At 40.2% G+C, this 25,237-nt stretch carries 19 protein-coding genes; 5 read left to right on the top strand and 14 right to left on the bottom strand.

Going from position 1 to position 25,237, the window contains the following annotated elements; genetic code table 11:
• Positions 1 to 14: 14 nt before the first annotated feature.
• Both spoIIR and J2Z32_RS17740 read right to left on the bottom strand, forming a co-directional pair.
• Positions 15 to 653, bottom strand: coding sequence for a stage II sporulation protein R (spoIIR, locus tag J2Z32_RS17745; RefSeq protein ID WP_210090530.1), 639 nt, complete (start codon positions 651 to 653; stop codon positions 15 to 17).
• Positions 654 to 825: 172 nt separating this feature from the next.
• Positions 826 to 2,004, bottom strand: a complete 1,179-nt coding sequence (locus J2Z32_RS17740) for an FtsW/RodA/SpoVE family cell cycle protein (protein WP_210090529.1) — start codon at positions 2,002 to 2,004, stop codon at positions 826 to 828.
• 235 nt (positions 2,005 to 2,239) lie between these two features.
• Between J2Z32_RS17740 and J2Z32_RS17735 the strand changes: the two genes are divergently transcribed.
• Both J2Z32_RS17735 and J2Z32_RS17730 read left to right on the top strand, forming a co-directional pair.
• Positions 2,240 to 3,358 (top strand): C45 family autoproteolytic acyltransferase/hydrolase, encoded by a 1,119-nt coding sequence (locus J2Z32_RS17735; protein ID WP_210090528.1) that lies wholly within the window; start codon positions 2,240 to 2,242, stop codon positions 3,356 to 3,358.
• A 19-nt stretch (positions 3,359 to 3,377) separates the two neighbouring features.
• Positions 3,378 to 4,253 (top strand): AraC family transcriptional regulator, encoded by an 876-nt coding sequence (locus J2Z32_RS17730; RefSeq protein ID WP_210090527.1) that lies wholly within the window; start codon positions 3,378 to 3,380, stop codon positions 4,251 to 4,253.
• A gap of 99 nt (positions 4,254 to 4,352) precedes the next feature.
• Here J2Z32_RS17730 and J2Z32_RS17725 read toward each other — a convergent pair whose 3' ends face one another.
• The 6 genes from J2Z32_RS17725 to cls form a co-directional block, all read right to left on the bottom strand.
• Entirely contained in the window at positions 4,353 to 4,964 is a 612-nt protein-coding gene (locus J2Z32_RS17725) for a GNAT family N-acetyltransferase (RefSeq protein WP_245251580.1), read from the bottom strand.
• A gap of 34 nt (positions 4,965 to 4,998) precedes the next feature.
• Complete coding sequence (prmC, locus tag J2Z32_RS17720) at positions 4,999 to 5,931, bottom strand: peptide chain release factor N(5)-glutamine methyltransferase (RefSeq protein ID WP_210090580.1); 933 nt, start codon at positions 5,929 to 5,931, stop codon at positions 4,999 to 5,001.
• Positions 5,932 to 5,953: 22 nt separating this feature from the next.
• The gene (gene prfA / locus J2Z32_RS17715; protein WP_210090526.1) at positions 5,954 to 7,021 is read right to left on the bottom strand and encodes a peptide chain release factor 1; all 1,068 of its coding nucleotides are present in this window, start codon (positions 7,019 to 7,021) and stop codon (positions 5,954 to 5,956) included.
• A 90-nt stretch (positions 7,022 to 7,111) separates the two neighbouring features.
• Complete coding sequence (gene ychF / locus J2Z32_RS17710) at positions 7,112 to 8,212, bottom strand: redox-regulated ATPase YchF (protein WP_210090525.1); 1,101 nt, start codon at positions 8,210 to 8,212, stop codon at positions 7,112 to 7,114.
• 160 nt (positions 8,213 to 8,372) lie between these two features.
• The gene (gene fni, locus J2Z32_RS17705) at positions 8,373 to 9,401 is read right to left on the bottom strand and encodes a type 2 isopentenyl-diphosphate Delta-isomerase (RefSeq protein ID WP_210090524.1); all 1,029 of its coding nucleotides are present in this window, start codon (positions 9,399 to 9,401) and stop codon (positions 8,373 to 8,375) included.
• Positions 9,402 to 9,420: 19 nt separating this feature from the next.
• Entirely contained in the window at positions 9,421 to 10,929 is a 1,509-nt protein-coding gene (gene cls, locus J2Z32_RS17700; RefSeq protein ID WP_210090523.1) for a cardiolipin synthase, read from the bottom strand.
• Between the two features lie 241 nt (positions 10,930 to 11,170).
• Here cls and J2Z32_RS17695 point away from each other — a divergent pair, with 241 nt between their 5' ends.
• The 3 genes from J2Z32_RS17695 (at position 11,171) to J2Z32_RS17685 (ending at position 17,023) form a co-directional block, all read left to right on the top strand.
• Positions 11,171 to 12,070, top strand: a complete 900-nt coding sequence (locus J2Z32_RS17695; RefSeq protein ID WP_210090522.1) for a TetR/AcrR family transcriptional regulator — start codon at positions 11,171 to 11,173, stop codon at positions 12,068 to 12,070.
• 44 nt (positions 12,071 to 12,114) lie between these two features.
• A complete protein-coding gene (locus J2Z32_RS17690) occupies positions 12,115 to 15,357 on the top strand; it encodes an efflux RND transporter permease subunit (RefSeq protein ID WP_210090521.1) in 3,243 nt (1,080 codons plus the stop codon).
• Between the two features lie 424 nt (positions 15,358 to 15,781).
• Positions 15,782 to 17,023: an MFS transporter gene (locus J2Z32_RS17685; RefSeq protein ID WP_342453975.1), complete on the top strand. Its 1,242-nt coding sequence runs from the start codon at positions 15,782 to 15,784 to the stop codon at positions 17,021 to 17,023.
• Positions 17,024 to 17,483: 460 nt separating this feature from the next.
• On the opposite strand, the gene J2Z32_RS17680 is transcribed toward J2Z32_RS17685, so the two are convergent.
• The 6 genes from J2Z32_RS17680 to J2Z32_RS17655 all read right to left on the bottom strand — a co-directional run bounded on the left by J2Z32_RS17680 (position 17,484) and on the right by J2Z32_RS17655 (position 24,915).
• A complete protein-coding gene (locus J2Z32_RS17680) occupies positions 17,484 to 19,175 on the bottom strand; it encodes a glutamine--tRNA ligase/YqeY domain fusion protein (protein WP_210090520.1) in 1,692 nt (563 codons plus the stop codon).
• A 111-nt stretch (positions 19,176 to 19,286) separates the two neighbouring features.
• The gene (locus J2Z32_RS17675) at positions 19,287 to 19,778 is read right to left on the bottom strand and encodes a GNAT family N-acetyltransferase (RefSeq protein ID WP_342453976.1); all 492 of its coding nucleotides are present in this window, start codon (positions 19,776 to 19,778) and stop codon (positions 19,287 to 19,289) included.
• A 28-nt stretch (positions 19,779 to 19,806) separates the two neighbouring features.
• Positions 19,807 to 21,024, bottom strand: a complete 1,218-nt coding sequence (locus J2Z32_RS17670; RefSeq protein WP_210090518.1) for an MFS transporter — start codon at positions 21,022 to 21,024, stop codon at positions 19,807 to 19,809.
• 176 nt (positions 21,025 to 21,200) lie between these two features.
• Positions 21,201 to 22,013, bottom strand: coding sequence for a formate/nitrite transporter family protein (locus tag J2Z32_RS17665; RefSeq protein WP_210090517.1), 813 nt, complete (start codon positions 22,011 to 22,013; stop codon positions 21,201 to 21,203).
• Between the two features lie 221 nt (positions 22,014 to 22,234).
• Positions 22,235 to 23,605, bottom strand: coding sequence for an FAD-dependent oxidoreductase (locus tag J2Z32_RS17660; RefSeq protein WP_210090516.1), 1,371 nt, complete (start codon positions 23,603 to 23,605; stop codon positions 22,235 to 22,237).
• Positions 23,606 to 24,057: 452 nt separating this feature from the next.
• Positions 24,058 to 24,915, bottom strand: coding sequence for an ABC transporter ATP-binding protein (locus tag J2Z32_RS17655; protein ID WP_210090515.1), 858 nt, complete (start codon positions 24,913 to 24,915; stop codon positions 24,058 to 24,060).
• Positions 24,916 to 25,237 lie beyond the last annotated feature (322 nt).

Raw genomic sequence — 25,237 nt, 5'->3', positions numbered from 1 at the left:
TATAACACGAAGGATTAGGCAAACAAACCTGTAACCCATCCCCATAAGGAGGTAAGCATGTCCCAAAGGAAAAAGCGCACTTCTGTATTTTCTGGACTTGCTTGTGTCCCCTCAGTTACATTTGCAGCATCCGCAGAAGCTAATGCATCTCCACTTCCTGCATCTACGAAGCAAAGCGGCGGAAACAATACACACCACCAGTTTTTCCCTTCCCCTTTGCCTAAAGTTACTCGAACCGCCTCATAATCACCTGCTGGATAAACAGCGCCCCCATACATTTTAGTAGGGAAAGGAACCTTACCTAGCTCTACATGATAAGTATAGTTATACCCGCTTGCTTTCAAAGTATTACCTACTGTCGTTTCGATTTCTGATAAATGGGAAGCGATCAGCTTACGGGCATGTTCAACGTTTTGGGGTTCATCTAACTGCTTCACCCACTCATTCATTTGTTCAACAACCGCATCACGCACACGACGTTTCAATACTTGATCGCCTGCTCCATCAGAGTTAGCTAAAATTCTAAGACGAATCGCATCACTCGGAATTTGATTGTCTACGACAGCAGCATCTATTTTTTGAGACTCCCATGACATCACTAACATAAAAATAATAAATACAATAATTGCAGCTTGCTTTTTAGATGAATTCATGATTACAAACACCCCTTCATTACTTCGTTGCTTTATGTTTTCAGTATGTCCAGCAATTAGGGGATCTAAACTAGTAATCTATTAAACTTTTAAAAGAGTTCAAAAAAAAGAGCCATTACTTGCACAATAATTGTGTGCTTGAAGTAATAGCTCGATCATTCTTATCAAAAATTTATACTTTGGACATTGTATAACCAGATTCGCTAACATGCTCCGCTTCTTTTTCGTTACCATATATTTTAACACTCATCGCTACACCCATACATGCCATATTAATGATCAGTGACGTACCGCCAAAGCTTATAAATGGCAATGTGATTCCTGTTAATGGCATTAAGCCAATGAACATACCGATATTTTCAAAAATCTGATACAGTAGCATAGCTACAATACCTACAATTAGGTACGGCCCTGTATGGTCTCGCGATTCCAAACAAATCAAAATAAGTCGGTGAATAAGGACAAAATACAGTAATAACAAAATCGATGAACCAATAAATCCAAATTCCTCTGCGACCACAACAAAAATAGAATCTGAATAGGTGAGTGGTACACGCTCAGACTGAACGGTTTCGCCCTTCATAAAACCTTCACCTGTCATACCACCAGATGCGATCGCTAGCTTCGCATTTTTGGTGTGATAAATCGCTTTGTCTGTCGCCTTTTCTGGCACCAACCAAGGATCAATCCGCTCAACCCAGTGCTCACGATTAATTTTCTCAAAATATTTATAGAGATCATCATGATAGGTTTTATACGCAGTAATTCCCCCAAACAGAGAACCTGCAAATATCGCCAATGCGATCAACGCATGAGTATACTTTACATTCCCAATCCACAGCATGCCAACTAATATAACAAGGTAGCTTAGTGCATTCCCCAAGTCGTTTTGTTTCATAACGATCGCAAAAGGGATAAAGGTGATGAGGCAAATCGGCATCACATCGCGCCAAAAACGTAAGCTCTGCTTGCGCTTGCGAATAAGCACATATGCCAATGAAATAATTAGTACTAATTTAAAAAATTCGGCAGGCTGAAAGCTAATCCCACCAGGCAAGGTCATCCAACCTGTTGCATTGTAATACGTGTTACCAATAAACATAACTGCTATGATTAGTAACAAACCCACTCCGTAAATATAAGGTGCATATTTCATAAAAATTTTAAAATCAATTAATGAAATCCCAGCGAAGGCAACAAAACCTAACAAATAAAAACGAAGCATTTTTATATGATACCCATGATAGGCTGTGTTTGTCGTTGCACTGTATAACACAGTTATACTGATCACCATTAACAGCGCCAGAATAACTACAATGACAAAATCAATTTTTTTGAGCTTATTTAGCATTTGTATGTTCTCCTCCTAGCCACTAGCTCATTTCTGTTCTATTGTATTGTACGGCACAAAGGTGGTTAAGTCTAATAACAAAAATTTTGATTTCATGGCTATTCCATTGCTTATGAATAGTTAAACGAAAATAAACACGGAAAAGTTTCTAATGAGCTTTACAATTAAAAACAGCAGAAAATATCATGTATACCTTCCTTCTTGACGTTACACTGAAAAAAAGGAGGCAAACACCATGTTAAATATTCCAACTCATACACTTAATTTACAAGGTTCCAACTATGAGATCGGCTTTAAGTTGGGGACAATAGCTGCCCAAATTCCTGCACTCAAGGAGAGTCACACTCGTCCACTTGAAGGATTTGGTCAAAAACAGGTTCAAGAAGCAATGAATTTATTAGATAGGTGGTGTCTCGGAGTTACAGAAGAAATTCAAGGCTTCGCAGATGCACTTGAAGTGGATTCAAGACAAATCGCATACTATGCAATGACATATCTGGTTCCGAGATGTAGTCAAATTGCTGTTTTACCAAGCATAACTGCAAATAATAAGCCTCTATTAGCCCGTAACTATGAATTTAATCACCAGATTGAAGATTTTGTGCTCGTTAGAACTTCGGTGAAAGGCAAATATACACACATGGGTACTAGTACGATCGGCTTCGGGCGAGATGATGGATTTAATGAACACGGACTTGCTGTAACCATGAGCGCTTGTGGATTCCCCGTAGGAGCTCTCCCCTTTATGCGTGCACCAAAAATCAAGGGACTTCATTTCTGGGCTGTCATTCGGGCTTTACTTGAGAATTGTAAGGATGTAGAAGAATGTCTAAAGTATATGAAGGGGATGCCAATTGCATGCAATGTTAACCTAATGCTAGTAGATAAAAAGGGGAATGCTGCCTTAGTAGAAATAATAGACGGGTATCAGGCAACCAAATGGATTCATTCGGATACACAAGATCAATCCCTTTGGACAACCAATCATCCCGTTTTCCCAGAGCTATTTCCCCATGAGCCTATAGCAGCAGTTCACTCACTGGTGCGAGGCAAATGGATCGAGTCACAGTTAGAAGGGTTATCTGGGATAACCAGCGAACATCTGAAGAATATGCTACTGTCTAAATACCCCCAAGGGCTATGCGCTCATTACTTTGAGGACTTCTTTGGCACGACAAAAAGTATGGTGATTTCACCCGCAGACGGTTTATTAGAACTATGTTGGGGTGGCCGAGCTGAGAATGGATGGAGAACATATGATATCAAGCATCCCTTACCAGATACTACGAACCAAATTCAAATTGTTATGGAGAAAGCACCTAAGGAGATGTTTCAAGTTCATAATTTATTGTAATTATTAGAGGAGGGCTCCTGTGGACTATCGATTAACTTTAGAACAGGCAATTGTATATATCGAGGAAAACCTTGGTGGGGCAATCAAGGTAGAGGATGTAGCGAAGGCGGCTGGATACTCATATTATCATTTAAACCGTCAATTCACTGCGATATTAGGTGAAAGTATCGGTAGCTACATTAAGAAACGTCGTTTAGCGAATAGCGCACAGAGCTTGCTATTTACCAACAAAAAGATTATAGATATTGCCCTTGAAAGCGGCTTTGAATCGCCTGAGTCGTATAGTCGTGCCTTTAAATTTATATATAAGGTTAGTCCACAGGAATACCGTATCAATCGACTTGAAACGTTTGTTGGATCTAAAACTAAGCTCCACTCCGACTTACTTGAGCACATTACTTCAAATGTGACTGTACATCCTGAAATTGTAGAACTTCCTGAGATTAAGGTGGCTGGAATACGTGGAGAGACCTCACTTCAGGACAATAAAATCGCAATGCTATGGCATCAATTTTCTAATATGCATACTCAGATTCCGCATCTCTCTGTGCCAAAGCGTTGTTTTGGGATCTGTGAAGCTTGTAACGAAAACGATATCTATTCAATGAGTCCTGAAATACGATATACAGAGGTTGTGGGTATAGAAGTGGACTCTTTTAATGGGCTTCCTGGACATTTTGTTCAAAAGATGATTACAGGTGGACGTTACGCTGTATTCACCCATAAGGGCTCTATACGCAATCTTCTCCAGACCTTTAATTATATTTGGGGGACATGGCTTCTTAACACCAAAGAGGAGGTCGATGATCGAGAGGATCTAGAGTTATATGATCACCGATACTTAGGATATGATCATCCTGATTCTATGATAGATTTATATATTCCAATAAAATAGCTCTGTTTATGCGTGGATGAAGGTATAAAAAAAGAGCCTTGTGTATACACCTCACATGACCCCGTTATATCAATCTTATAAACTAATACGTTCCTTTTATTAACCAAGATGTTCTGCTTTTAGCTTAGCCATCACTAATATATCAACAAAGCTTCCTTTTTCAAATTCATGTTGTCTTAGTAGGCCTTCACGGGAAAACCCTAGCTTTTCTAGCAGCCGTTGTGAGGCTATATTTTCAGGTGTGATTTTGGCTTCAATTTTATTTAGGCCTAGATTTTCAAAGCCAAAAGTAGAGATTTCCTGTATAACCTCTCGCATAATCCCTTTTCCCCAATAGTCTTCAAGCAGATCATAACCAAGCTCAGCCCGATAATGCTCGGACTCGTACCCTAAAAATCCACAAGTGCCAATCGCTTTGCCAGATTCTCGATCCTCAATAATCCAGCGTAGCCCAGTTTTATTTTTAAAAATGGAACGATACCAACTAATCTCTCCCTCAGCATCCTCTAGTGATGTGAAGGTATCCAGTGGTAAAAATTCCACCACCTTAGGATTGCCATACAATTCTAGTAGCAAAACATGATCCTCGTCCATGGCTTCCCTTAAATTACAACGCTCTGTATGAAGCATAGGGAATTGATCAAATTGAAACTGTATAGCAGGTGTTTGTTTCGTGTTCATGCTTTCATTTTGATTTAAATCTAGATTCATACTAATATCCCCTACCTTTTCCACTTAACAAAACTTAAATAAGTCCAATAACATGTCGCTCTATATCCGCCAGATCACGTATAATGCGAATTTCTCTAAATAACCCTGTTTCCTTTAATAACTCGGCTACCTCTCCCGCTTGTCCCATTCCAAGCTCAAAGCCGATTACTTTAGGCGGTTGTGCCAACAGAGGAAGCTGCTCCATCATGATTCGGTATGGATTTAGTCCATCATCCCCACCATCCAGTGCACCTCTAGGCTCATAATCACGCACCTCTGGCTGTAGCTCCTCCATATCAGACGCAGGAATATACGGAGGGTTGGAAATGACTATATCCACCATCTCACCTGTAAAAGGAGCTAGTAGATCACCTTGACGAAATGAAACATCGAGTCCAAGTGTAGCCACATTTTCACGCGCCACTTGGAGTGCTTCAGGAGAAATGTCACTTGCCTCTACCTGCCACTGTGGACGTAGATGCTTCACTGCCGCCGCAATGGCGCCACTACCTGTACCGATGTCCACCACCTTGGGAAAAAGCTGTGTATCAAATTGATCGAGCTTCACTTCTCTTAATGTTGAAGATGAAGTAGTTGTAGACGATCTCTGTCGCGACCATACCTCATCCCCCGCTTCAATCACAGCTTCAACAAGCAATTCCGTCTCTGGACGTGGAATCAGCACTGCAGGCGTCACCTTAAAGGGCAGTCCATAAAACTCCTGCTCCCCAATAATATATTGGGCGGGTTCTCCCTTCGCTTTGCGCTCAATAACCTCTTGCCATAAAGCCGCCTTATCCTGTGGAAAAGGATCACGAAGCGCAGCTAAATAAGCTGCACCTGACAGACCTAACACATGTCTAAGCAATAGCTCTACATTAGATTTAGCCTCACTCACACCTGCTCGCTCTAAAAAAGAAGAAGCCTCATTACGGGCTTCTGCAATATTGAGCGAATCAGATAACATATATCTGCAATCGTTCAATGAGTTATTCTCCTTTATCCATCAATTCTGCTTGCTCTGCAATCGTTAATGCAGATACAAACTCATTAATTTCACCGTTCATCACAGAATCCAATTTATGCAAAGTTAAACCGATACGATGATCCGTTACGCGGCTTTGTGGATAGTTGTAAGTACGGATACGTTCACTACGATCTCCTGTACCCACCTTACTTTTCCGTTCACCTGCATATTTGGCTTCCTCTTCTTGACGCATCATATCCGAGATACGCGCACGAAGCACCTGTAATGCTTTATCTTTATTAGAGTTTTGAGATTTTCCATCCTGACAAGTTGCCACTATTCCTGTAGGAATATGGGTTACACGTACCGCTGATTTGGTTGTATTAACGGACTGACCACCTGCACCACTCGAACAAAATGTGTCAACACGAATGTCTTTGTCCAAGATTTCAATGTCGACCTCTTCTGCCTCAGGCATTACTGCTACAGTTGAAGTTGAAGTATGGATACGTCCTCCTGATTCTGTCGCAGGAATACGTTGCACACGGTGTGCACCACTTTCGTATTTCATTTTACTGTAAGCACCACGTCCGTTAATCATGAAAATAACCTCTTTGAATCCACCAAGATCACTTTCATTCACATCCATCAAATCGACCTTCCAGCCTTGTGTATCTGCAAAACGTGTATACATTCGGTACAAGTCTGCTGCAAATAATGCCGCCTCATCCCCACCTGCTGCACCACGAATTTCCACAATAACGTTTTTATCGTCATTGGGATCTTTAGGGAGCAACAATACACGAATATTTTCTTCTAGCTCACGTTGTCTTGTACTTAACTCATCAATCTCTATTTTTACCATTTCACGCATTTCATCATCGAGCTTTTCCGCTTGCATTGCTTTTGCAGCTTCTAGCTCTGACATGACATTTTTATATTCCGTATAAGCTTCATACGCAGGCTGTAAATCAGATTGCTCCTTGGAGTAATCTCTTAGCTTCTTCGTATCACTAGCTACATCGGGATCACATAATAATTCGCTCAGCTTCTCATAGCGATCAGCTAAGGATTGAAGTCGGTCCAACAAGGAAGATCACCTCACCTTAACATTTCCTGATGTCAACGTACCCTCACCAACATCAACTGGGAGGGTAGACGACTTTTAATTATATCATAATTATACGTTAAAACGGAAGTGCATAACATCGCCATCTTGCACAATATATTCCTTACCTTCTAAGCGTAATTGTCCACGTTCCTTCGCACCATTCATGCTGCCTGCCGCAAGAAGATCATCATAGGACACCACTTCCGCACGAATAAAGCCACGCTCAAAGTCAGAGTGAATGACACCTGCTGCGCCAGGTGCTTTTGTTCCTTTACGAATCGTCCAAGCACGAACCTCTTGCACACCAGCTGTAAAGTACGTGTAAAGACCTAACAGACGATATGCAGCTTGAATCAAACGATCAAGACCTGATGCAGACAAGCCAAGCTCCTCTAGGAACATCTCTTTATCTTCGCCTTCTAGCTCAGCAATTTCCGCTTCCACCTTCGCACTAATCGGCACAACCTCTGCCCCCTCAGCAGCCGCAAATTCCTTCACTTGCTGTACATAAGGGTTACCTTCTGTGTTTGCAACTTCACCTTCACTTACATTTGCCGCATACAATACAGGCTTTAAGGTCAACAAGTGCAAATCACGAATAATAAGCAATTCGTCGTCCGTTAATTCTACACTACGTGCAGGCTGATCATTATAAAGGGCTTCCTTCACACGCTCAAGCACTTCAACCTCTTGAACAAATTGCTTGTTGCCACCCTTCATGTTTTTACGGGTACGATCAATTTTTTTCTCTACACTATCCAAGTCAGCTAAAATTAACTCAAGATTGATCGTTTGGATGTCACTAATCGGATTTATTTTACCATCAACATGCGTGATGTTCTCATCTTCAAAGCATCTAACCACATGGACAATCGCATCCACTTCACGAATATGAGCAAGAAACTTGTTACCAAGACCTTCCCCTTTACTTGCACCACGCACTAAACCTGCGATATCTACAAATTCAAATGCAGTAGGCACAGTACGATTAGGCACAACAAGCTCCGTTAATTTATTTAAACGTTCGTCTGGAACCTCTACCACACCAACGTTAGGGTCGATCGTACAAAACGGATAGTTTGCAGATTCTGCACCTGCTTGTGTGATTGCGTTAAACAGTGTAGATTTCCCAACGTTAGGCAAACCTACAATTCCTGCTTTTAAAGCCATAACAACTGACAACTCCTCATTAATCTGATTTATCTAAACTATTTTACATTATATCGGATGATTTCACGCTAACTTGTACGTTTTTGCTTATCCTCTTCAATCATAGTACATATCTAGCTCATATATTTCAAGGAAGATTTTATTCCAAGTTAAACAAACATTATTCTAAGCGTACTAATCTTGGTGTATGGCGTAAGTCTTCGATTTGCTCTACGCCAATCCCAAACATCGCAATCCGCAGCTCTAGTTCAATGCGCTCTAGCACTGCATCTAGCGCTTCTTCTGACTCCACCGCAGCAGCAAGTAGCGATCTGCCTATCCCGACGAGGTCTGCACCCAATGCGATAGCTTTAGCAGCATCCACCCCAGTACTTATACCTCCACTTCCAATCAACGCAACCTCTGGCACAGCAGCCCGTACTTCACGTATACAATTTGCCGTTGGAATCCCCCAATCTGCAAAAGCCTCCGCAGCCGCTTGACGGACAACATCATCGCCTCGAAACTTCTCGACTTGACTCCAAGACGTTCCTCCTGCTCCAGCTACATCTATAAATGAAACACCTGCATTATACAATCGTTTTGCAGTATCTGTATCAATTCCCCAGCCTACTTCCTTTACCCCAATCGGGATGGGAAGAGCGGAACATAATGCTTCGATTTGTTGTAACAGCCCTTTAAAAGAAGTGTTCCCCTCCGGCTGAAATACCTCCTGCATACTATTGAGGTGTAATACAAGCATGTCGGCTTCGGTGATGTTTACGGCACTCATACAATCATCAATGCCAAACCCATAATTAAACTGAACTGCCCCAATGTTCGCAATTACAGGAATATCCGGTGCAAATCGCCGAACCTGAAAGGTGGAGGCAAGATCACGGTTTTCGACAGCTGCACGTACAGAACCTACGCCAAGACTCCAGCCACGCCGCTGTGCTGCCTTCGCTAATCGTTCATTAATAACTCCTGCAAGCTCACTACCACCTGTCATGGAGCTCATTAACAATGGAGTACGTATACGTGCCCCTAAAAAGCTTGTCCCAAGTTCAATATCATCAAAATTGATTTCAGGTAGGGCATTATGTCTGAAGCGATAACGTTCCAATCCATTTTGAATACCTTGCGCAGCGACCTGCTCATTTAAGCAAATACGTATATGCTCCGTTTTTCTCTTTTCCGTCTCATTCATTTATGATTTCCTCCTTGCACTATAACAGTGGAGACATCAAACGTGCTGCGGATTCCATGAAGCGAACCATAATCCGTTTCCGTTTAATATCCTCAGGTCGCAGTAGCTTGGCTGATAATAAATCACGTTGGAAATCCTTAACCACCTTATCCACCGTATCCGTTCCAACGAGTAACGCATTAACCTCGAAGTTCAAATGAAAGCTACGCATATCCATATTTGCAGTCCCAACTGTTGCAACCTCACCATCCGCAATCAATATTTTAGAATGTAAAAAACCTTTCTCATATTCGAAAATTTTAACTCCTGCTTCAAGTAAACTTGGAAAATATGAATGTGAAGCAAGAAACGGCAACCATTTATCAGGTTTTGCAGGGAACAAGATGCTGACATCCAGACCCGATAACGCCGCCATTCGCAAAGCGCTTAAAATATCATCATCAGGAATAAAATAAGGCGTTGCTAACCAAACTGATTTTTTTGCCGTTGTAATCATGGAGAAAAATATATTTTTAAGTGTACTGCTCTCATTATCAGGTCCACTTGGTACGATTTGTACAGCACCCATCTCGCCCAATCGTGGAACAGGTGCAAAATATTTCAGATCCATAATTTTTTCACCGGTGACATATTGCCAATCCTGTAGAAAAATAATTTGAAGCGAACGAACCGCTTCGCCCTTCACTAACATATGGGTATCACGCCAGAAGCCATACGTTTTATTCCGACTTAAGTACTCATCTCCTACATTAAGTCCACCAATGAATCCCGTATCGCCATCAATCACAACAATTTTGCGGTGGTTGCGATAGTTCACGCGACTAGATAATGCAAGGAAACGAACCTCGCCAAAAATACCTACAGATACACCAGCATCTCTAAGCTCCTTCACAAAGGATTCTGGCAAGCCAATACTCCCTACCGCATCATACATAAATCTAACTTCAACCCCAGCACGTGCACGTTCGATCAATGTCTTTTGAATTTCACGTCCAATCATGTCTGCCCGGTAAATATAATATTCCATATGAATATGATGTTTTGCCTTTTTTAGCTCTTGTAAAAGAGAAGTGAACGTTTCTTCCCCATTAGTCAGCACTTGCGTAGTTGTTGCCATTGAAAATGGTGTTCTAGCAATTCGCTGAGATAACTGCAGCAGTCGTTGCTGTTCAGGCGTAAATTGCGACAAGTCACGTGGGGCGAGATTTCCCGGACGATCAAGAGCCTCATAGCTCTTACGATCCTCTTGTGCCTTTTTATCAAATTTCCGGCGTTTAAAATAATTTTGTCCTAAAAAGAAATATAAAATAAGTCCAACGACGGGCAACAAGGCTAATAAGAGCATCCAAGTGACAGTACTGGAGGGGTTGCGGTTTTCCATAAAAATGGCAAGTCCGATCGTGATCACCGTTAAGGTCTGAAAAATACTTAGTAAGGTCCCGCCAAAGCTACCAAAAACGCCAAAACCAAAATAATAAAAGGCAAATAATGTAGCCACAATTAAAATAATTTGCAATCCTCGCCTCATTAGAAGCCCCCTCTGTCTTTATGTCATATATGCCAATACGAACGATCGTATCTGTTCGTTTCATTAATCTCAATTCATTTCATAAATCTCAATTAAATTGTAATAGATTTATTGTACAGTAACATTGTCCTTCTTCCTAGAGCTTATCCGCCATTGATATTCATAAAATTTTGTAATATAATTTTTTTGACTAATGAGTCATGTGTAGAACCGGATAGTCAGAAAGGGTGATGATTGTACCTTGATCAGTAAGTCAGGAGATAAAAAAAGTCTGATATTACGAACAGCCATGCAGCTTTTTTCGAGTAAAGGCGTTGCGTTAACGTCGATGCAGGAAATCGCTAAAGCTTGTGGTGTATCTAAAGGAAGCCTGTATCTGCATTTTAAATCGAAGGAAGAACTAGAGAAAAGTATTCATATGTATTGCTTTGACATGCTAAAAAACCAGCTTAGACTTGTGGAACAAGAACAAGGGCTTAATCCAAGACAAAGGTTCACGCGTTACATCGAAGTCATTTTGGAGCTTGTTCTAGAGTTAAAGGACTTGATCGTGAACTACTCTCGCGAGATTATGGCAAATGGCAAAAGTCCATCTGGGGAGATACTGATGCATCAAGAGCAATTAAAGCAGCTTACTGGCTACTTTATCGATCACCTTATTAAAATGTATGGGGAGAAGGTTTCGCCTTACACTTTAGATTTACTCACCATTATATACGGACTGCTCTTTACCTATATCAACCTTTTTCTCGATGCAGAGGTGAAAATTGGTACTAAGCAAATGGCTGAGTTTGCAACAGACATATTAGATATTTCAGCCAATGGAGCAGTTGACAAGCAAATTAAGCCCCTGATTTCATCACAAATGATACATGAATGGTTTAATTCCTCTAGCTCCAAGCTCAGCTCCAAAAGACATCCGTTGCTCATTTTAAAGGATATCAAGCATGTACTTAAACAAGGAACGATCGACAACGAGGTCCAACAAGCGATTGAATCGGTCGCTATCTTGGAGCTTGAATTGCAGCAGCTTAAGCCTAGAAGAGCAATTATTTCAGGCATGCTTGCTAATATTAGTCAATTCCCTGAGACACATACTTATATTCAAGAGCTACAACAATTACTTGATTCATACTTTTAAAAATCAACACGCTTATAGCAAGCGAGAGGAGTTACCCTACTGTGATGAAAAATTTAATTCAGTTCTCTTTGAAAAATAAGTTTGCCATATGGCTGCTTACGATCATCGTAACTGCTGTGGGTCTATACAGTGGACTTACGATGAAGCAAGAGATACTACCGAATATCAACGTACCTTATTTGAACATTACAACCGTTTATCCTGGTGCTGCACCAGAAGGTGTGGTAAAGGATATTTCCAAGCCACTGGAACAAAAACTCCACGGCGTTGAAGGCGTAAAAACAATAACCTCCACCTCGATGGAAAACGTATCATCTGTACTTATTGAATTTGAATATGATACGAACCTAGATAACGCTACCGCAACGGTACGTGAAGTGTTAAATGAATTCGTATTACCTGATGGTGCTAATAAACCACAAATCTCACGCTTCAGCATGAACTCCATGCCAGTTGCGACATTAAGCTTATCCGATAAGGATTCTTCTGATTTAGAGAAGCTTACTCTTACGGCTGAAAATGAAATCGTACCTAAGCTTGAGGATGTAAGTGGAGTAGCTGCTGTCCAGCTATTAGGTAACTATAATAAGGAAGTTGTTCTTTCTTTTAACAAAGAAAAAATGACTCAGCTTGGCCTTGACGAGGATACCGTTAAAGGGATCGTTCAAGGCTCCGTATTACGTGCCCCACTTGGTTTATTTGAGATGGAGGATGCACAAAAGGCTGTCGTAGTTGATGGCGATATTATCACAATTGATAATCTAAAAAATCTTGAAATTCCTTATATGCCTACCCAAGACCCTCGTGCTCAAGGCATGCAAAACCCTCAAAGTGCACAAGGCGCACAAGGAATGCCAAATGCGCAAGGTGCTCAGGGTGCACAAGGAGCGGCTCAAGGGGCTCAAGCAAATCAAGCACCTCAAGGTGCAATTCCTACAGGGATTCCAACTGTAAAATTAAGTGAAATTGCTAAAATTGAAACGGTGAAGAAGGTTCACTCCATTTCTCGCACAAACGGAAAAGATGCGATTGGTATTCAAGTTGTAAAATCTAACGACGCAAATACTGTAGAAGTAGTTAACGCAGTAAAGGATACCATTTATCAGCTTGGTAAAGATTATCCGAGTGTACAATTTAATGTCATTATGGATCAAGGTCAACCTGTAACTGATTCTGTAAATACGATGTTATCTAAAGCATTATTTGGTGCGATTTTTGCAATATTTATTATTTTAATCTTTTTACGTGATATTCGTTCAACTATTATCTCTATTATTTCAATTCCACTTTCCTTGTTAATTGCTGTTTTAGCCTTAAAGGAAATGGACATTTCATTAAATATGATGACGCTTGGCGCAATGACCGTAGCGATTGGTCGGGTAGTGGATGACTCGATTGTCGTCATTGAAAACGTATATCGTCGTCTTTCCTTAAAAAATGAGAAGATTAAAGGCGGAGAGCTAATTATTGATGCTACTCGCGAAATGCTTGTCCCAATTTTATCTTCAACCATTGTTACCATCGCCGTATTCCTTCCGTTAGCTTACGTGAGTGGGATGGTAGGTGCATTATTTAAACCATTTGCATTAACGATGGTATTTTCATTACTAGCCTCCTTTGTTGTTGCGATTACGCTTGTGCCTGCACTTGCACATACTTTATTCCGTAATGGGGTAAAGGGTAAGCAACATAATCATGAAGGCAAGCCACGTGGTCTTGCAAAGCAATATCAAAAAATATTAAACTGGAGCCTTTCTCATAAGCTGATTACGTTTGGAGCTGCGATTGTTTTACTTATTGGTAGTGCAGCGTTGTACCCACTTATCGGGGTTAGCTTTATTCCTGAGCAAGGTGACAAATATGCCATCGTTGCTTATACACCAGGTCCTGGGGATACGCTAGAGGACGTACAGGAAAAAATGCTTAAGGCTGAAAAATATGTATTGAAGCAAAAAGATGTAGAGAAAGTCCAATATTCAATTGGTGGAGGCAACCAATTAACAATGGCGTCCGCTAATAGTAAATCTGCGCTATTTTTTGTTGGTTATCACAACGATGTCAAAGACTTTGAAAATGTGAAGAAAGAGTTAATCGCTGGCCTTGAAGCAGAGGTTCCAAAAGGGACTTGGGCGGATAACTCCGCAGCAATGTTTAGTGGATTTACCGGAAATGGCTTAACGGTTAATGTGTTTGGCGATAACTTAAAGGATATTGAACCGGTATCCGAGCAGATTTTGACTTGGATTAAGGAAGACACCAAAACATTTGAAAAGGCAAAAACAAGTCTATCAACTTCTTATGAGCAATACACAATCGTTGCCGATCAACAGAAGCTAAGTAGTTTAGGCTTAACGGCAGGGCAAATTGCAATGAAGCTAAGCCCTGAACGTGAACGTCCTGTACTCACCAATGTTGAAGTCGATGGCAAGGAATATAAAGTTTATGTGAATGCTGACAGTGAAGCTTATTCTTCCATTAAGGATATGGAAAATGCAACCATCACCTCTCCACTAGGCATGGAAGTAAAAATTAAAGATGTTGCTAAAATTGAAAAAGGAACATCACCAAACTCCATTATGCGTATAGATGGAAAAATGGTTGTAACCGTGAATGCAAATATTTTAACTGATAATGTTCAATCTGCTTCTGATGCTATCTCGAAAAAAATTGATACGTTGAAGCTTCCTGAAGGCGTTAAAGTAACGTTTGGTGGGGTAACAGAGCAAATCGCAGATACATTTAGTCAATTAGGGATTGCCATGATCGCTGCGGTTGCGATCGTTTACTTCATCCTAGTTGTCACCTTTGGTGGTGGGCTTGCACCATTTGCAGTCTTGTTCTCATTACCGTTTATTATTATCGGTGCAATGATTGCATTACTGCTTGCAGGCGAAACGATCAACGTCTCCGCGCTCATGGGCGTTCTCATGCTCATTGGTATCGTAGTTACGAATGCGATTGTCCTTGTTGACCGCGTCATTCATAAAGAGCGTGAAGGCTTATCTACACGCGAAGCGTTGCTTGAAGCAGGGGCTACACGTCTACGTCCAATTCTAATGACGGCTTTAGCAACAATCGGAGCATTACTACCGTTAATTACAGGACTAGAGCGTAGTGCAGGGATTATTTCTAAGGGACTAGGGGTCACTGTAATTGGTGGTCTAATCAGCTCCACTCTGTTAACGCTAGTGATTGTACCTATCGTGTATGAATTCCTGATGGGCTTTAAAAACCGTAAAGGAACCAAAGGGAACAAACAAGTTTTAGCGAACAACAGCACGAAATAATTTGTCCTTTATTGCTTTATTTGATGTAAACTCCTTATAAGCTTTACTCAACATTAACAGCATAAAGAAGCTCAGTATTTATTCTGGGCTTCTTTCTTTACATTTTTAGCTCTTACCTCACTTCGTCCTGCTAATAAGAGATAAAAAAAGATGACTTCCTTATACCAGAGGAAATCATCTAAACACATATACCACTTATACCACCGGATACACAATTAAGGGGATTATGTATCACTGGTTCAATTATATAGTATAATGTAAGCGGATACATCATTTTTTTAAATGATTCATAAACATTTCATAAGTTGGTAAGTTTCCTCAACCAATAGATTGTCACCTTTTTTATGCATGTGTTACATTGAACATAGCGGTTGTAGTATATAACAAGATAATCATGTAAAAATTAGACACAAGGATTTATTATATGCATTGCATGAAAGGAATGGGTTATTTGTTCTTAAGCAAAAGTAATAAAAAGCCCTATGGCTCATTATTTACACTAGAAATATTGAACTTTGCTATATATGGAAACATGGTTTTATTTGCTGCCTTTTTTCAGGTTTACTTACACGAAATTGGCATGGGAATACTGGAAATCGGTAGCTTATTAGCACTTGGTCCCCTTGTTTCTTTAATCGCACACCCCTTTTGGCGACAACTCACTGACCAATACAGCAATGTAAAGCTATCTTTGTTTTTGATGCTACTTGGACTTGTTGTTACTGGCTATTTTGTGTTTACTGTACATACGTATTATATGTTATATGTGAGTATTGCCCTGCTTTACTTTTTCCAAAGTGCCTTAATGTCACAGTCCAACAATGTAACGCTAAGCTATATCGATAACAATAATGATAAATTTGCAAGCTACCGCCTTTGGGGCTCATTAGGGTGGGGAATTACCGCCATTGTCACTGGCATTATTTTGGACTATTACGAAATGGATAAACTGTTTTATATTTTTATTGTGCTATTATCTATAGCTATAATTATGGTGTTATCGCTTCCTAAGAGCAATTCTACACCCATTACTCCATGGTTTAAGGCAAGGGACATTAAGCAGGTGCTCAGATATAAATACTTTGTCAGCTTTATTTGCTTAAGTATGCTCGTTGTTATTCCCAATACTGTAAACGTGATTTACATGCCATTATATATTCTTGATCTAGGTGGGTCCTATGTACAAATAGGAGCAGCCATCTTTTTATCAACGATTTTAGAAATTGCTGTTTTTGTGTTACTCAAGCGGCTTTTAAAGCACAAAATTACTTATCTCATGGGGTCTATTGTTGTCGTCAGCTTGTTATTTACGATCCGCTGGCAGCTCATGTCATTTGCAACACTCCCTGTCCAAATTATTTTTATTCAGCTATTACATACTGTTACTTATGGCGGCTACTTTTATGTCGGTACATTGTTAACAGCTCTGTTTGTGCCACGTCCTCTTCGTTCATCAGGGCAAGCTGTATATGCCTTTGCATTAAGTGGCTTGGCTACGATCATCGCGGCCTTTTTAGGTGGATGGATTTTCGAAAATTTAGGCGGGGTGCTCATGTACAAATTCGGGAGCTTTTCATCTCTGTTAGGGGGTATAGGTCTTGCTGCGATGTGGTATCGCATTTATAAAAATGGCTATAAACCGATTATTAAGCATGAAATCATGTAGCACAATAAAAAATTAGTGGTTGTCAATGGTGGGGATGGAAGCTACAAGACAGAGGGTTCTTCCGATCATTGTTAAAACCAGATTTCTTATTATTTATGACAACTTGAGGGTTGAAATCATGGTTTTAAGAGATGAACGTTTCACTTCTCCAAAATCCCTCTGTCCCTCCGCTAGGTTGGGATGTTGACAACCCCTAATTTAATAATGAACCAAATAAAATAAGAGGCTGGGACAAAAGCATTTCAGCTAATGAAAAATTTGTAATGCTTACATGAAGTAACTATTATTCGACTTTAACAACATTAAAATGAGTTATGTCCCAGCCTCCTTTATATCAGGGTAAAAAAGCCCTCTGTATGTGTTAGATTGTTGCACACATACAGGGGGCATCTTATCAGCTGCTCTATTTATCGTTTAGAGCAGATCACCTTAACATTGGATCATCTAAGCTTATTTATCCTTATGCCTTCGGCAATTGGAAGGAGCTCTTCAAGGAAACAACCAAGTTAAACACTGGTTTTTCCGGTGTCGTGTGCTTGGAGTCCACATTAAAATAACCATGACGGAAAAATTGGAATTTATCCTGTGGTTTTACCTCCTTCATTCCTGGCTCAACGAAGCCTTGTACAATTTTGAGTGAATTTGGATTGATGTAATCTAGGAAGGTTTTGTCCTCAGATTGCTCGTCATCCTCTTCTACATTCGCAATTAGCGGCTCGTATAAACGGAATTCAGCAGGAACAGCTTGGCTAGCATCAACCCAATGGATTGTGCCTTTTACTTTACGTCCTGTAAAGCCACTACCACTTTTCGTTTCCACATCATACGTACAATGAATTTCAGTGACATTCCCTTCAGCATCCTTAATAACATCATTACATTTGATGAAATAAGCATGTTTTAAGCGTACTTCATTACCCGGGAATAAGCGGAAATATTTACTTGGCGGATTTTCCATAAAATCCTCACGCTCAATATAAATCTCACGAGAAAACGGAATTTCACGATGACCCAGTTCTTCATTTTCGCTATTGTTTTCAGCTTGAAGCATTTCAGTCTGACCTTCAGGGTAATTGGTAATAACCACCTTAAGCGGGTCTAACACGGCCATTGTGCGAGGAGCCTTCAGCTTTAAATCCTCACGGATAAAGTGCTCTAGTGTTTTCCAGTCTACAGCACCATCTGACTTCGAGATTCCTGTCTCGTACACAAATGCCTTAATCGCCTCTGGTGTAAAGCCACGACGACGTAGACCAGATAAAGTTGGCATTCTTGGATCATCCCAGCCATCTACATGACCTTCGTCTACAAGCTGCTTTAGCTTTCTCTTACTTGTAATGGTTTGGGTAAGGTTGAGACGACCAAACTCATATTGGTGAGGCGTATGAGGCATCTCTGTCTCTCTGACAACCCAATCATAAAACGGACGTTGATCCTCAAACTCCATGGAGCATAATGAGTGAGTCACACCTTCAATGGCATCCTCTAGTGGATGGGCAAATGTGTACATCGGATAAATGCACCATTTATCTCCTGTATTGTGATGTGTAGCATGTAAAATACGGTAAATGACAGGGTCACGCAAATTCATATTTGGTGATGCCATATCCACCTTCGCGCGGAGAACTCTTTCTCCGTCCTTAAATTCGCCCGCTCTCATCCGTGTGAACAAATCTAAGTTTTCTTCGATAGAACGATCACGATAAGGGCTGTTTACCCCAGGTTCGGTTAACGTCCCTCTCATTTCGCGAATTTGGTCAGGCGTGGAATCATCAACATACGCTTTACCTTTTTTAATTAAGATAAGCGCACGCTCGTACATTTCGTCAAAATAATCCGATGCAAAACGAAGCTCTTCCCATTCAAAGCCAAGCCATCTTACATCTTCTTTAATGGAATTTACATATTCCACGTCTTCCTTCACAGGGTTCGTATCATCAAAGCGTAAATGGGTTTTACCACCAAACTCGTCTGCAAGTGTAAAATCAATCCAGATCGCTTTCGCATGACCAATATGTAGATAACCGTTAGGCTCAGGAGGAAAACGTGTTACTACGGTTTGAACCTTGCCACTTTTTAAATCTTCCGTAATAATATTTTTAATAAAATTGGGAGGTGTTAAATGATCCTTCACGAAAATCAACCTTTCCATGGTTTAGAGCACGAATAATGACTAATCAGCACTAATCAGTGTCTAGTTTTTTCTTCTTATTAATATACCTAAGGATACATAATAAATCCAGTAATTCACGTCTCCAGATCTCTATAAAAGATAATACATTAATATATCATCCACATAATGACCTTGAAGATAAAATTCCTTCACTAGTCGGCCTTGCTCTATAAAACCACAACGTTTATAAAATGAAATCGCTCGTTTGTTCGTAGATAATACACGCAGGGACAGCTTCCTTACCCCTTGCTGGCGTGCTAACTCCTTTAGTTCAGTAATTAACTGCACTCCAACCCCATAACCCTGAAAATTAGGATGGATGGCAATGTTAATTTCATATACATGCTTGTTACTTGGGAGTGGGGTAGGTGGCGCAAAGCCAAGGTAACCACATACTCCCCCATTTAGAACAGCAACAAGTTGACTGCCTGGCGGACATGTCTGCAAAAAATGAGACCTTGAGTTCCACTTAATTTGCCCTGGGGTTGTAGATTCATCCCAAACCAGCTTATCTAATTCCATAATATCTTCTGCATCTGAAAATCGAGATAATCGAAGCTCAATGTCTTGTAATTTTGTCACTAACCTAGACACCTCCACCTTGTCTTCATTACATGCTAGCAAGCTGCTGTTCTTCACCTTTATGAAGAATGGCATGAATGGCAAACACAAGGACTGCCAGTATCGCAGAACTAAGGGATACCCATGCTACTGGTGGTAAGCCATTCCAATCAAATAACGCACCAAAAGCATAAGGTCCTAACACTTTACCCCCTATACCGATTCCGCCCACCAGCCCTAAATAAAATGGAGCCTGTGCCCCGCCTCGTTCTGAAATAAAGGTAGGGATTGCGGGCAACACCAACATTTCACCAAATGTAGTTAACACCATGCCCAACACCATACTAGGATAGTCTTGGAATACCAATATAACCGCATAACCAAGTAGGTAAAAAATTGCACTCACGATAAGCTGTACGCCAGATGTTTTTGCCACCATATTTTTAATCCACAACGTAATCGGCTGACCTGCAAAGATCAATACCCCATTCAATGTCCATAAAATGCTATAATTCCATTCTGCCATTCCTTGATTAATCGTATACGGGGATACCCCATTATTCCAAATACAATTTCCAAACCAAATTAAGAAGGAGCCTAGACCCATAAATAGATAAAATTTATAGTTCATGAGTAGCTGCCATGTGGATAGCTCTTTTGGTATTGTTTTGCGCTGAGTGGTCTGCATTCCCGTATCATCACTATCAATTTGCTTCAAATATATTAAAAAGAAGATCGCAAAAATAAGTGAAGTAAATCCATTTAGCGCAAAGCTTAATTCATACGATACAAAAGCAAGCACACCACTCAAGGAGGTCCCAATTGCCACTCCAATGTTGTTCGCCACATAAATGATGTTAAATAGCTCTGAACGTTGCTTTTTAAATCGATATCCAATAAACGCCTGAATTGCTGGCATTGAAATTGCATTAAAAAATCCTGATAATGTCATCATGATCATAAAAAACAACCAATTATGACTAACAAATGGAACAAATATTAAGGACAAGGCATTTAGCCCTAATCCACCTACAATAAGTACCTTCACACCGATCCGATGATACAAGCTGCCACCAATAAGCTGACCGATAATGCCGCCGAGTGACATAAACATCACGACCATGCCAGCATCTGCAACCGTTCTACCTAACTGCTTAAACACGAACATCGTAATTAACGGCCACATAATTGAGCTACCTACAGAGTTAATCAGACTTGCAACTAAAAAAGCTTTAATTTCCCTTGGATATGTAGATAGCCATCTCACTGTTGTTCCCCCTTACATATCACACCTTAACGATGAGTGTAAAATTCAAGATTATAATAGTATGTCTAAAAATAGGAAACCCGTCAAGATAACTCTTAACAAAAAAAAGAACTCCCTATCCACCCATTCGATAGGAAGTCTTGCGAAGTTTCTAGCTAGTCTACTTTAAGTAGATTTTAAGCACTCATTTGCTGATCGTTGTGAGTTCCTTTATTTGTATCATCATTTTTTAAATAAGCAGCATAATAAGCACCAGCTACAAAGATACCGCCACCTACTAAATTACCAAGCCATACAGGGACAAAGTTTCTAATATAATCTCCCCATGTGAAGTAACCTTCAAAAATAGCTGCCGGAATTAAAAACATATTTGCAACTACGTGCTGGAAGCCAATCGCAACAAACGCCATCGTTGGGAACCAGATCCCTAATATTTTTCCACTCATATTATCTGCACCATAGGACAACCAAACTGCCAAAGCAACTAACCAGTTACAGCCAATACCTGACACAAAGGCAGGAATAAACCCATCATGTATTTTATGTTCTGCAAAATAAACTAGCTTTTCTAAATAGGCTCCATCTGCCGTTAACCCAGCCACATGTCCAAAAAAATAAGCAACAAATAAAGCACCAACAAAATTGCTTAGTGTAATCAAAATTAAGTTTTTAAGCATTTCTACTGTACTAATCTTTTTGGCCATTCTAGCAATGGGAACAGCCATCATATTTCCAGTTAAAAGCTCGCCACCGGCAAGTAGAACTAGAATCAAACCAAGCGGGAAGACAGCCGCACCAATAAAATTAGCAAAGCTTCCCCATTCCTTAGGCATACTTGCAATAACCCGAATATCAAGTAAAAAACCGAGTGATATAAATGCGCCACCCAAAAAACCCAAAATCAAAACTGCAAGTAATGAATTATGTGCTTTTTTTGTTCCATTTTCCACCGTTATCGCCGCGATCTGGTGAGGTTTATAATACGCCATGACACCATTCTCCTTTTTCTCTTCTCTATTCACCCATTATAGCCCTAATCTCTCTCTAAAATATCCACTAACCATTGTAACGTGGGCCTTATTCTTAAAAAATAACAAAGATCACGTTTGCGCCCTTAATTATATACAATTTATAGGCTTTAGTGAATTATTTCACATAAATCTAAGAAAGGAAAGCCATCCCTACAGAGGAATGGCTGTAAATTATAGCTTTAGTTACCTACGGATACCGGCACTTTTTCACTAATCACTTCTGGCAATGCGGCTAAGCCAGCGGTATTCAAGAAATTCCAAGGTTTATTGTAATGAGGTTGGAAGAAGAAATCAACAAAGGCGAGCTCTTCCATCTTCATTTTGTTTTGGATACAAACCGATAACGTATTGATCGATTGGGTAAGATCTACTTTAGACATAATTTGTGCGCCTAAAATAACTCTTGTTTTTTTATCATACACAACCTTCAGCTTCACTTCTTCATGGGTTGGCATAAATTCAGGACGATAGTTATCCTTTACAGACACTGACTCTGCATTAATGCCTGCTGCCTGTGCAGCTGCCTCCGTCATCCCTGTAGCGGCAATATGATCTTCATAAATTTTAATACCAGATGTTCCTTGTGTACCCATATATGTTACGGTTGGTTGAACAAGGTTTCTAGCTACTAATGTTCCCATACGCACTGCATTTGTTGCAAGTGGAATGTAGGCGTGTTTACCTGTAGGGTTGTAATGAACGGCACAGCTATCGCCAGCTGCATATACATCCGCTTTGCTGGTACGCATATATTCGTCTACAAGTATCGCACCATTTTCAAGCATATCCACCTGTCCTGCTAACAATGCTGTATTTGGACGAAAACCAATGCACAAAATAACTAAGTCTGCTTCATGCTTGCCATGACTCGTAATCACGTGGCTTACCTTGCCATTTTCACCGACAAAGCCAGTTACCTTCTCACCTAGGCCAAGTGCAATTCCTTGTGATTGTAAGGAAGCTTCAATTTCATTCGTATATTCTTCGTCTAAGTACTTACTTAGCACACGATCCTCTGCATCAATTAAAGTCACTTGCTTGCCATTCATTTGGAAGGCTTCAACCAGTTCAACACCGATATAACCTGCACCCACAACTGCAATACGTTTAGCATCCTTCGCTTTTTCGATAATCGTATTGGAATGATTGAAGTTTTTAGACAAAATAATGTTGTCGAGTTCAATTCCGTCTAGCTTCGGAACGATTGGCCAAGAGCCTGTAGTCACAACTAATTTATCAAATTCGTGGCGGAATTGCTCGCCAGTCTCTAAGTTACGTGCCTCTAAATATTTAGCATCAGAGTCTACCTTGGTCACTTCATGCAACATTTTTGTTGTAACACCTAAGTCTGCTAACTGCTGCGGAGAGGAATAAAACAAACCTGCTGCATCCTCAACTACACCACCAACATACAATGCAATCCCACAAGATAAAAACGAAATATTATCATTACGTTCAAATACAGTGATTTCAGCTTCAGGGTATAATTTAGCAATATTAACAATAGCGGCTGTTCCGGCATGTGTACATCCAATTACTGCAACTTTCATAGGTAGTGCCTCCTCTATGCTGTTAAATTTATTTGTTTAATAATGATTGCAACTCAGCTACAAAACTCACTTTGTGAAAACTATCACTTTCAATTCTTCAATCTTGTGAATTTATTCACCTTATAACCCTATTATAGTGTGACATTTTTCACATTGCAACACTTTTATTAAATTTTTAAATATTTATTTTTAAGAATTCAGATTTCCTTAGCATAAATATGTAGGCGGAACCTGAACTTAAATCAGCTACCTTACGGTGTATAATATGCCCGAAAAACAGCCATTCTCATTCATACTTTAAAGTTAGGCATAATCAAGTGATGTAAAAGCTAAATAGCGCCAAAAAGACCTCTCCCTGTTTGATAAAGGGAGAAGCCTGATGGGTGAGAAAATGAACCTCAGAAAATGAAATTGCTGAACTTGCTGAAATTGGACAGCTTTGAAAAGGAACCTTATAACAAAGCAGATTTAGGTGCCTGCTCTAACTCACCTTCACGGGTTACACCATTACGTTTGCTGGTTGCCGCACGATACAGTTCATACGGAAGACACAGAGGCACACCACTACGCGGATCAGTCACAATATCTGCTTCAATGCCAAATACTTCACGAAGTACTGGGGTAGTAACAACTTCTTCAGGTGTTCCTGACGCTACAGCAACCCCTTGTTTAATTGCAATCATATGATGCGCATAACGAGCCGCATGATTAAGATCATGCACAACCATAATAATCGTACGTTTGGACATCTGATTTAATTCCTCGAGTAGCTGCAATACCTCAAGCTGGTGCGCCATATCGAGGAATGTAGTTGGCTCATCAAGGAATAAAATATCTGTCTCTTGCGCTAAAGCCATTGCAATCCAAGCACGTTGACGTTGTCCACCAGATAATTGATCCAAGGCACGTTCTGCGAATTGCTCCATTTTTGTAGCTTCAATCGCCCATTCTACTATTTTTTTATCTTCGCTTTTTAGACCACCAAAGCCCTTTTGATGGGGAAAACGTCCATAGGAAACAAGCTCATATACGGTTAAGCCTTGGGGCGCCGTGGGGTTTTGTGGCAAAATTGCTAACTGCTTAGCGACCTCACGTGTCGATTGCTTATGGATAGATTTCCCATTGAGTAAAACACTTCCACCTTTAGGGTTCATGATGCGTGCCATCGTTTTTAAAATCGTTGATTTACCTGAACCATTTGCGCCAACAAGTGCCGTAATTTTGCCTTGGGGAATGGATACATTCAGATCTTTGACGATTAGTCGATCTTCATATGCGATATCTAAATGTGATGTATTTAATAAGGACATTTTCTTCTTCCTTTCTTTATGAACCAAAACTGACGAGCTGCTCTTTAAACAGATAACGAACAATAATTTATTAATTTAAAGATACTGATAATCATTATCAGATGTCAACTATTATTTATGAAATTAATACTTGAGTGCCACTAGAGAGCGAGCTACGTTCCAGAAAGTTGTTGCGGTTGTTGTTAAAATCATATTCCCTTTATTGAAGTATATTTATGGCTAGAATATGATTTTAAGAGCATTCCTGTATTCCCTTAAATTTGGTCTTTGAAATAAAACGAGCACTCCCTTAAGATAATGGTGTCTACCAAAACAACAATTA

The organism is Paenibacillus turicensis (genome assembly GCF_017873435.1).
In the GTDB taxonomy this organism is placed as follows: domain Bacteria; phylum Bacillota; class Bacilli; order Paenibacillales; family Paenibacillaceae; genus Fontibacillus; species Fontibacillus turicensis.
The sequence above is the reverse complement of the archived record's forward strand: the minus strand, read 5'-3'. Positions and strand labels throughout refer to the sequence as shown.